Source organism: Bacillus cereus group sp. BfR-BA-01310 (assembly GCF_022664325.1).
In the GTDB taxonomy this organism is placed as follows: domain Bacteria; phylum Bacillota; class Bacilli; order Bacillales; family Bacillaceae_G; genus Bacillus_A; species Bacillus_A paramycoides.
Genome location: NZ_JAKUHD010000019.1, coordinates 48,772 through 58,300, shown reverse-complemented (window position 1 = coordinate 58,300; position 9,529 = coordinate 48,772). Strand labels below are relative to the sequence as shown.

The following is a 9,529-nucleotide window of genomic DNA, read 5'->3' as shown; positions in this document are numbered from 1 at the left end:
CCCGTTCCCATACCGAACACGGAAGTTAAGCTCTCTAGCGCCGATGGTAGTTGGGACCTTGTCCCTGTGAGAGTAGGACGTCGCCAAGCAACTAAAACACGAGTCTTTTGACTCGTGTTTTTTTGTGTTTTCTTTTATAATTCATAGTAATTTAAAAAATCTTTACTTAAAGAATCACTCTTTTGATTAAAGATTGAGAAATGTGGCTAGGATAGTGAATAAGCAAAAGAGTTGCAAATTTTTTTAATACGTATATAATTAAAGTCAAAGATAGTCAAAGTCAATAAAGGTGGCGGATAAATGAGAAATATATCTGATATCATTGAGAAATATCTAAAGCAAGTTATTGACTTAAGCAATAATAATGTGATTGAAATCAAAAGGAATGAGATCGCAGATCGATTCGATTGTGTGCCATCTCAAATCAACTATGTAATCAATACCCGTTTTACGTTAGAAAGAGGATTCGTAGTAGAAAGTAAACGAGGTGGAGGAGGTTACATTCGCATTATAAAAGTCAAACTGCATGACGATATAGACATTATTGATCAAATGCTTCATATGATTGATCATAGCGTTGCACAAGGAAATGCAGAAAGCATGATTATACGTTTAATAGAAGAGGGTATTATAACAAATCGTGAAGCTAAACTTATGTTAAGCGTACTAGATCGTTCTGTATTATTAATGGATGTTCCTTCTCGAGATGAACTTAGGGCTCGAATATTATGCGCAATGTTAAGAACACTGAAATATAAATAAATATAACTTTTGTTACGAATGATAACTAAGATAGTGCAGTTTAATATTGTAGAGATTTTGAAAGATAACATGTACTTTTATTAAATGGATTAAGGAAAGAGAACAATCTAGTAATGTATGAAAAGTATCATGAGATAGATCGTTCCTGTTGTAAAGGTGGGGATAGCGATGACTTGTCAAAACTGTAATATAAGACCAGCAACTTTACATTATACAAAAGTAATCAACGAGAAAAAGGCGGAAGTTCATCTTTGTGAGCAGTGTGCAGAACAAAGTGGCTATACGTCTTTCTTTCAATCACCGCAGTCTAATTTTTCGTTTCACGATTTATTAGCTGGATTATTACATGGTGAACCAGCAACGTTTGAAGAAGGACAGAATACATTTTCAAATGCAAGTATATTAAGATGCCCCAATTGTAAGATGACATATGAACAGTTTACAAAAGTGGGACGCTTTGGGTGTGCATCTTGTTATGACACCTTTAAGGAACATTTAAAGCCACTATTAAAACGTCTTCATGGTGGGCATACAGATCATTGTGGAAAAATTCCAGAACGTATAGAAGGAAATATCTACTTAAAGAAAGAATTAGATGAACTAAAACTCAATCTGAAACAATATGTACAGAAAGAGGAATTTGAGAAAGCAGCTGAAATACGAGATAAAATTCGAGCTCTTGAAAATCAGCTTAGTGAGCATAGAGAGGGGGAATAGTTCTATGTCACTGGACAGAATTATGAATGAAGCGATTAGTCCATGGATGAAGGGGGATGGCCCTGATTCTGATATTGTTTTAAGTAGTCGAATTCGTTTGGCTCGTAATTTAAAAAAATATCAATTCTCTACTATGCAAAACGAGGAAGAAGCTAAACAGATTCATGAATTATTTAAGAAGAAGTTTATAAATAAACCAGTAGAACCTTTTGGAGAGTTTGAACTATTAAAAATGAATGAATTAAATCCTCTTCAAAGGAGAGTTTTAGTTGAGAAGCATTTAATTAGTCCAAATCTTGCAGGAACAGAATACGGAGCATGCCTACTATCAGAAAGTGAACATATAAGTATCATGCTTAATGAAGAAGATCATGTTAGGATTCAGTGCCTATTTTCAGGATTACAGTTATCAGAGGCGCTTCAAAGTGCCAATCAAATAGATAATTGGATCGAGGAAGAGGTTGAATATGCTTTTGATGAATCGCTTGGATATATTACGAGTTGTCCCACTAACGTCGGTACAGGATTAAGGGCTTCGGTAATGATTCATTTACCGGGACTGGTTTTAACGAAAAGAATTAACCGTATTATACAAGTAATTCAAAAATTAGGGCTAGTAGTAAGAGGAATATACGGTGAAGGTAGCGAAGCGTTAGGTAATATATTTCAAGTGTCAAATCAAATGACACTAGGGAAATCAGAAGAAGATATTATTGCAGATTTAAAGAGTGTCATCCAACAAATCATACAACAAGAAAAAATGGCTAGAGAATTAATTGTACAAAATTCAAGTATTGAGCTTGAAGATAAAGTATATCGTTCTTACGGCATACTAGCTAACAGTCGTTTAATTCAATCTGCGGAAGCAGCCACTTGCTTATCAGATGTACGACTTGGTATTGACCTAGGATATATACAAGGTATATCGAGAAATATTTTGACTGAATTAATGGTTCTTACTCAGCCAGGCATTTTGCAACAATATGCAGGAGGACCTTTAGGACCAGAAGAAAGAGATTATCGAAGAGCAACCTTAATCCGTGAGCGATTACGAATTGAACAAAATTAAGCGCAAGTAGGAGGCGATTTCTATGATGTTTGGAAGATTTACAGAACGAGCACAGAAAGTATTAGCTTTATCTCAAGAGGAAGCAATTCGCATTGGGCATAATAATATTGGAACAGAACATATTTTACTTGGGCTTGTACGCGAAGGGGAAGGAATTGCAGCAAAAGCGTTAATTGCTCTTGGATTAAGTCCAGAGAAAGTTCAAAAAGAGGTAGAAGCATTAATTGGACGTGGAACGGAAGCTTCTCAAACAGTACATTACACACCTCGTGCTAAAAAAGTTATTGAGTTGTCTATGGACGAAGCTCGTAAATTGGGCCATTCCTACGTTGGAACAGAACATATTTTACTTGGTTTAATCCGTGAAGGTGAAGGTGTAGCAGCACGTGTTTTAAATAATTTAGGTGTAAGCCTAAATAAAGCAAGACAACAAGTGTTACAACTCCTTGGAAGTAATGAAGCTAGTTCAGGTCATCAAGGTGGTTCATCAACAAATGCGAATACACCTACACTTGACAGTTTAGCACGTGATTTAACAGTTGTTGCACGTGAAAGCAGACTAGATCCTGTTATTGGACGTAGTAAAGAAATTCAACGCGTAATTGAAGTGTTAAGTCGTAGAACAAAAAACAATCCAGTATTAATTGGAGAGCCTGGTGTAGGTAAAACGGCAATTGCAGAAGGGTTAGCGCAACAAATTGTAAATAATGAAGTTCCTGAAACGTTAAGAGATAAGCGTGTTATGACATTAGATATGGGTACAGTTGTTGCTGGTACAAAATATCGTGGTGAATTTGAGGATCGTTTAAAGAAAGTGATGGATGAGATTCGCCAAGCTGGTAACATTATTCTATTTATTGATGAGCTTCATACGTTAATTGGTGCAGGAGGGGCGGAAGGTGCAATTGATGCATCGAATATTTTAAAACCATCTTTAGCACGTGGTGAATTACAATGTATTGGTGCAACAACTTTAGATGAGTATCGCAAATATATTGAAAAAGATGCGGCATTAGAAAGACGTTTCCAACCAATTCATGTTGATGAACCAAACTTAGAAGAATCAATTCAAATTTTAAAAGGTTTGCGTGACCGTTATGAGGCGCATCACCGCGTATCTATTACAGACGATGCAATCGATGCGGCTGTAAAACTTTCAGATCGTTACATTACAGATCGTTTCTTACCTGATAAAGCAATCGATTTAATTGATGAGGCTGCATCAAAAGTGCGCTTACGTTCTTATACAACACCGCCAAACTTAAAAGAGCTTGAAGTGAAGCTTGAGGAAATTCGAAAAGAAAAAGATGCAGCTGTACAAAGCCAAGAATTTGAAAAAGCTGCTTCCTTACGTGATATGGAACAACGTTTACGTGAAAAGTTAGAAGATACAAAGCGTCAGTGGAAAGAGCAACAAGGAAAAGAAAACTCAGAAGTAACAGTAGAAGATATTGCAAATGTCGTTTCCACATGGACACGTATTCCGGTTTCTAAACTTGCACAAACAGAGACGGATAAATTATTAAACTTAGAATCAATTTTACACGATCGTTTAATTGGGCAGGAGGAAGCAGTCGTAGCTGTAGCAAAAGCTGTTCGTCGTGCGAGAGCGGGATTAAAAGATCCGAAACGCCCGATTGGCTCATTTATTTTCTTAGGGCCGACTGGTGTAGGTAAAACGGAACTAGCAAGGGCATTAGCGGAATCTATGTTCGGTGATGAGGATGCAATGATCCGCATCGATATGTCTGAGTACATGGAAAAGCATTCTACTTCTCGTTTAGTTGGATCTCCTCCAGGATATGTTGGATATGAAGAAGGTGGACAATTAACAGAGAAAGTTCGTCGTAAGCCATATTCAGTTGTCTTATTAGATGAAGTAGAGAAAGCTCATCCTGATGTGTTTAATATTTTATTACAAGTATTAGAAGACGGCCGTTTAACAGATTCTAAAGGACGTACAGTTGATTTCCGTAATACAATTGTTATTATGACGTCTAATGTTGGTGCAGAGGCATTAAAACGTAATAAACATCTTGGATTTAACGTACAAGATGAGAGCCGTGATTATTCGGATATGAAAGGTAAAGTAATGGATGAATTGAAAAAAGCATTTCGTCCAGAATTCTTAAACCGTATCGATGAAATTATCGTGTTCCATATGCTTGAGAAAAAACATATTCAAGAAATTGTAACACTTATGGTAAATCAGTTAGTGAATCGCTTAAAAGAACAAGAAATTGAATTGCACTTAACAGAAGGAGCAATTTCAGCAATTGCTGATAAAGGATTTGATCGTGAGTACGGTGCTCGTCCGCTTCGTAGAGCAATTCAGAAACATGTAGAAGATAGACTATCAGAAGAGCTTTTAAAAGGTGCTATTGAGAAAGGACAAAAAGTTATCTTTGATGTAGAAGGAGAATCATTTGTCATTCATAGTGCGGAAAAGGTAAAATAAGTATAGACAAACAAAGAGGGCTACGTGATAGCCCTCTTTCTTGTACGAGAAGGATAAACGTTTATAGATGAAAGTGAAGTGAACTATAAAAAGATATGGCTAAAAAGAAAACAAAATTTACATGTCAAGAATGTGGTTATCAGTCACCAAAATATATGGGAAAATGTCCTGGATGTGGTCAATGGAATACGCTTGTTGAAGAGATGGAACCAGTTGTATCATCAAGGCGCCTTAATTATGCAAATGCAATTCAATCAGAAGTAACAAAACCAAGACGCCTAACAGAAGTAGAAACAAAGTCTGAGGCGCGTATTGAAACGAAATTTCAGGAGTTTAACCGTGTACTTGGTGGAGGCATTGTAGATGGATCTTTAGTACTCATTGGTGGAGACCCTGGGATTGGGAAATCGACATTGCTATTACAGATTTCATCGCAATTAGCAGATTCTTCATATGATGTATTATATATATCGGGTGAGGAGTCGGCAAAGCAGATAAAGCTTCGTGCAGATCGTTTGCATGTAAAGGGTAGTAATTTATTCGTTGTATCAGAGACTGACTTACAACGAATTGCAGCACATATTGAAGAGATGAATCCAGCCTTTGTTGTTATTGACTCTATTCAAACGATACATTTACCCGAAGTGACGTCAGCTCCTGGAAGTGTGGCACAAGTACGTGAATGTACAGCAGAACTAATGAAACTTGCAAAGACAAAGGGGATCCCTATTTTTATCGTCGGGCATGTGACAAAAGAGGGTGCAATTGCAGGGCCGCGTATGTTAGAACATATGGTTGATGCAGTTCTTTACTTTGAAGGAGATCGCCACCATACATATCGTATTTTGCGGGCTGTTAAGAACCGTTTTGGTTCCACGAATGAAATGGGTATCTTTGAAATGAAGGAACTTGGTCTTGCGGAAGTCTTAAACCCTTCTGAAATTTTCCTTGAGGAAAGGCCGGTTGGAGTCGCAGGATCCACAGTGGTTGCTTCAATGGAAGGAACAAGACCGGTTTTAGTAGAAATACAAGCATTAATCTCCCCTACTAGTTTTGGAAATCCTCGAAGAATGGCGACGGGAATTGATCATAACCGCGTTTCACTTATTATGGCAGTACTAGAAAAAAGAACAGGTTTATTGTTGCAAAATCAAGATGCGTATTTAAAAGTCGCAGGTGGTTTGAAATTAGATGAACCAGCAATTGATTTAGCTGTCGCATTAAGTATCGCTTCAAGTTTCAAGGATAAATCTACTGCACCAACTGATGCGGTAATAGGAGAAGTAGGACTAACTGGAGAAATAAGAAGAGTATCAAGAATTGAACAACGTGTACAAGAAGCAGCGAAATTAGGATTTCAACGTGCTATTATTCCTAGAAAAAATTTAGGGGGATGGACAATTCCGGATGGGATTGAGGTAGTGGGTGTTTCTAATTTAGGAGAAGCGCTTCGTTTGACATTAGGAGGCTAGGCTATGGAGGAAAACAAGCAACGTGTCAAAAGTATGATTAACATTCTACAGCTCGTTGCCCCAGGAACACCACTGCGCGAAGGGATAGATAACGTACTTCGTGCGCAAACAGGGGGACTAATTGTTCTTGGGTATAATGAGCAGATTAAAAGTATTGTTGATGGAGGGTTTCACATTAATTGTGCATTCTCACCTGCTAGTTTATATGAATTAGCAAAAATGGATGGGGCACTTATTTTAAATGAAACTGGGAGTAAAATTTTAATTGCAAATGCACAATTAGTTCCAGAGTCAGCCATTGATTCTATTGAAACGGGTATGCGCCACCGAACGGCAGAGCGTGTAGCCAAGCAGACGGGCAGCCTTGTTGTGGCTATTTCACAAAGACGTAACGTAATTACACTATATCAAGGGAGCTTACGTTATACACTAAAGGATATAGGTGTTATTTTAACGAAGGCAAATCAAGCTATTCAAACGTTAGAAAAATATAAAGCTGTATGGAATGATGGTATTACGAATTTGGGCATTCTAGAATTTGAAGAGGTCGTTACAATGTCCGAGGTCGTTCATGTTTTACATAGTGTTGAAATGGTACTGCGTATTAAAAATGAAATATTGAGCTATATTCATGAGTTAGGAACAGAAGGAAGGTTAATTCGTTTACAGCTTACAGAATTACTAGCCGACTTAGAAGCAGAGGCAGCGTTATTAATTAAAGACTATTATCAAGAAAAAACGCAAGATCACCATCAAATTTTGAAAAAGTTACAAGATCTTGCAAATACACAACTTCTAGAGGATAGCGATTTAGTTAAATTGCTTGGCTATCCAGGACAAACAAGCTTAGAAGCAAGCGTGACACCAAGAGGATACCGAATCACAAGTAAAATTTCTCGTGTTCCACCACTTATCATTGAAAATTTAATTAATCGATTTAAAACGTTACAAGGTGTCTGTCGTGCAACTATTAATGAATTGGACGATGTGGAAGGAATTGGAGAAGTCAGGGCGAAGAAAATACGAGAAGGTTTAAAAAGAATTCAAGAGCATCTCTACATGAGTAGACACAATTAAGAATATTACATTGATTCCATAATATAACGACACTAGAACACTTTTGGTATATGATATGGTATATTGGTAAATAAAACTATTTACAAAAAAACACATCCGCTTTTGCATTCGGCGTTTTGATTAGCGAAACAATGGTTAATAATGAGTAGGAGGTGGTTGGATGTTAAAACGGATCGTACAGCTCTTCTTTTTAGTAATCGGGGGAGCATTAGGGATTTTCTTTATCCCAAAAGTTATTAATGTATTGGACATCGGTGCTGTTCCATGGCTCGAGGGATCGTATGTTCGTGCGATTATTGGTGCAATTATTTTATTTTTAACAACATTTTGGCTTGTAGATTATATTGTCCAACTTATTAAGCATATCGAAGAAGCCCTTGTAAAGGCACCTGTAGCAGATGTTTTATTTGGTACATTAGGATTGATCTCTGGTCTTATTGTTGCATATTTAATTTTAATACCAATTCGTGAATTCACGATTCCAGTCATTAGTACAGTATTACAAGTGTTCTTTACCCTTTTACTTGGTTATTTAGGATTCCAAGTAGGGTTTAAAAAGAGAAATGAATTGTTAGGATTATTTACATTACCCCAACGCGGAGGTAAGAAGAAAAACAATAGTGAGAACGAAGAGGTAGAGGTAGAAAAATCTACAGTTCATTGGAAAATTCTCGATACGAGTGTAATTATTGATGGACGTATTGCTGATATTTGCCAAACGAAGTTTTTAGAAGGAACAATTGTGATTCCACAATTCGTATTAGAAGAGCTACAGCATATTGCCGATTCTTCTGATGCGTTAAAGCGTAATCGTGGCCGAAGAGGATTAGACATTTTAAATCGTATTCAAAAAGAGATGCCAATTCCGGTAGAAATTTATGAAGGCGATTTTGAGGATATCCAAGAAGTGGATAGCAAGCTTGTAAAGTTAGCGAAAGTCACTGGTGGAACTGTTGTAACAAATGATTTCAACTTAAACAAAGTTTCTGAATTACAAGGAGTAACAGTGTTAAACATTAACGATTTAGCAAATGCAATTAAACCAGTTGTACTCCCTGGCGAAGAACTAAGTGTTTATGTTGTGAAAGATGGTAAAGAGCAAAATCAAGGTGTTGCATACTTAGATGATGGCACGATGATTGTAGTAGAAGATGGTAGAGAATATGTTGGTTCGCAACTCAATGTACTTGTTACGAGTGTGTTGCAAACATCAGCTGGTCGTATGATTTTCGCAAAACGTAAATTATTAGAAAAAGCATTATAAGTAGAGGATTATTAATATGTATACATTAATTATTCCAGCAGCGGGTCAAGGAAAACGAATGGGTGCTGGCAAAAATAAGTTGTTCTTACTTATAAATGAAGTACCGATTATTGTACATACATTACGTGCTTTTGAAAAAGATAAAGCGTGTAAAAGTATTATTATGGCAATTAACGAAGAGGAACGTCCATATTTTGAGGAGCTAATGCAGAAGTACCCGGTTGAAAAACAGGTGCAATTTATTCAGGGCGGAGCTGAAAGACAAGATAGCGTATATAATGCGCTTCATCATGTGAGCGGAGTTGGATATGTTCTTGTACACGATGGTGCGCGCCCGTTCGTAACGAATAAAATGGTTCAAGATGTATTAACTTCGGCAGAAAAACATGGTGCTTCCATTTGTGCGGTACCAGTGAAGGATACAGTTAAGAAAGTAGAACAGAATGTTGTTGTTGAAACGATAGAACGTTCTCTGCTTAAAGCTGTTCAAACACCGCAAGGATTCTCTGTTCCTCTTTTATTAGAAGCTCATAGAAGTGCAAAACAGAGTTGTTTCCTTGGTACAGATGATGCAAGTCTCGTAGAACGTATCGGAAAGCAAGTAGGTGTAGTAGATGGGAGTTACTATAATATTAAAGTGACAACCCCAGAGGATTTATTAATTGCTGAAAGTTTCCTTCATGTTCAGAAGAAATAGAAGTGATGGTATC

The 9,529-nt window shown here is 37.0% G+C and carries 8 protein-coding genes and 1 rRNA gene; all 9 read left to right on the top strand.

Annotated elements, in window-relative coordinates:
- Positions 1-89, top strand: a 5S ribosomal RNA gene (rrf, locus tag MR109_RS24240); the annotation flags it as partial.
- Positions 90-300: 211 nt separating this feature from the next.
- Entirely contained in the window at positions 301-762 is a 462-nt protein-coding gene (gene ctsR, locus MR109_RS24235) for a transcriptional regulator CtsR (protein WP_002115277.1), read from the top strand.
- Between the two features lie 168 nt (positions 763-930).
- Entirely contained in the window at positions 931-1,479 is a 549-nt protein-coding gene (locus MR109_RS24230) for a protein-arginine kinase activator protein McsA (RefSeq protein ID WP_242274114.1), read from the top strand.
- A gap of 4 nt (positions 1,480-1,483) precedes the next feature.
- Positions 1,484-2,548 carry a protein-arginine kinase McsB gene (locus tag MR109_RS24225; RefSeq protein ID WP_048374310.1) on the top strand — a complete coding sequence of 355 codons (1,065 nt, stop codon included), beginning with the start codon at positions 1,484-1,486 and terminating at the stop codon, positions 2,546-2,548.
- A gap of 22 nt (positions 2,549-2,570) precedes the next feature.
- On the top strand, positions 2,571-5,006 hold the full coding sequence (gene clpC / locus MR109_RS24220; protein ID WP_025149637.1) for an ATP-dependent protease ATP-binding subunit ClpC: 2,436 nt from the start codon (positions 2,571-2,573) through the stop codon (positions 5,004-5,006).
- Between the two features lie 95 nt (positions 5,007-5,101).
- On the top strand, positions 5,102-6,478 hold the full coding sequence (gene radA / locus MR109_RS24215) for a DNA repair protein RadA (protein ID WP_071717892.1): 1,377 nt from the start codon (positions 5,102-5,104) through the stop codon (positions 6,476-6,478).
- Between the two features lie 3 nt (positions 6,479-6,481).
- Entirely contained in the window at positions 6,482-7,555 is a 1,074-nt protein-coding gene (disA, locus tag MR109_RS24210; RefSeq protein WP_025149635.1) for a DNA integrity scanning diadenylate cyclase DisA, read from the top strand.
- A 160-nt stretch (positions 7,556-7,715) separates the two neighbouring features.
- Positions 7,716-8,819: a PIN/TRAM domain-containing protein gene (locus MR109_RS24205; RefSeq protein ID WP_242274113.1), complete on the top strand. Its 1,104-nt coding sequence runs from the start codon at positions 7,716-7,718 to the stop codon at positions 8,817-8,819.
- 16 nt (positions 8,820-8,835) lie between these two features.
- Positions 8,836-9,516, top strand: coding sequence for a 2-C-methyl-D-erythritol 4-phosphate cytidylyltransferase (gene ispD, locus MR109_RS24200; protein WP_071717890.1), 681 nt, complete (start codon positions 8,836-8,838; stop codon positions 9,514-9,516).
- The last annotated feature ends 13 nt before the right edge of the window (positions 9,517-9,529 follow it).

Excerpts from the sequence above, each read along its gene's own strand:
- MR109_RS24225 (WP_048374310.1), top strand. The coding sequence starts at position 1,484 with ATGTCACTGGACAGAATTATGAATGAAGCGATTAGTCCATGGATGAAG.
- ispD (WP_071717890.1), top strand. The coding sequence starts at position 8,836 with ATGTATACATTAATTATTCCAGCAGCGGGTCAAGGAAAACGAATGGGT.
- MR109_RS24230 (WP_242274114.1), top strand. The coding sequence starts at position 931 with ATGACTTGTCAAAACTGTAATATAAGACCAGCAACTTTACATTATACA.
- radA (WP_071717892.1), top strand. The coding sequence starts at position 5,102 with ATGGCTAAAAAGAAAACAAAATTTACATGTCAAGAATGTGGTTATCAG.
- disA (WP_025149635.1), top strand. The coding sequence starts at position 6,482 with ATGGAGGAAAACAAGCAACGTGTCAAAAGTATGATTAACATTCTACAG.
- ctsR (WP_002115277.1), top strand. The coding sequence starts at position 301 with ATGAGAAATATATCTGATATCATTGAGAAATATCTAAAGCAAGTTATT.
- MR109_RS24205 (WP_242274113.1), top strand. The coding sequence starts at position 7,716 with ATGTTAAAACGGATCGTACAGCTCTTCTTTTTAGTAATCGGGGGAGCA.
- clpC (WP_025149637.1), top strand. The coding sequence starts at position 2,571 with ATGATGTTTGGAAGATTTACAGAACGAGCACAGAAAGTATTAGCTTTA.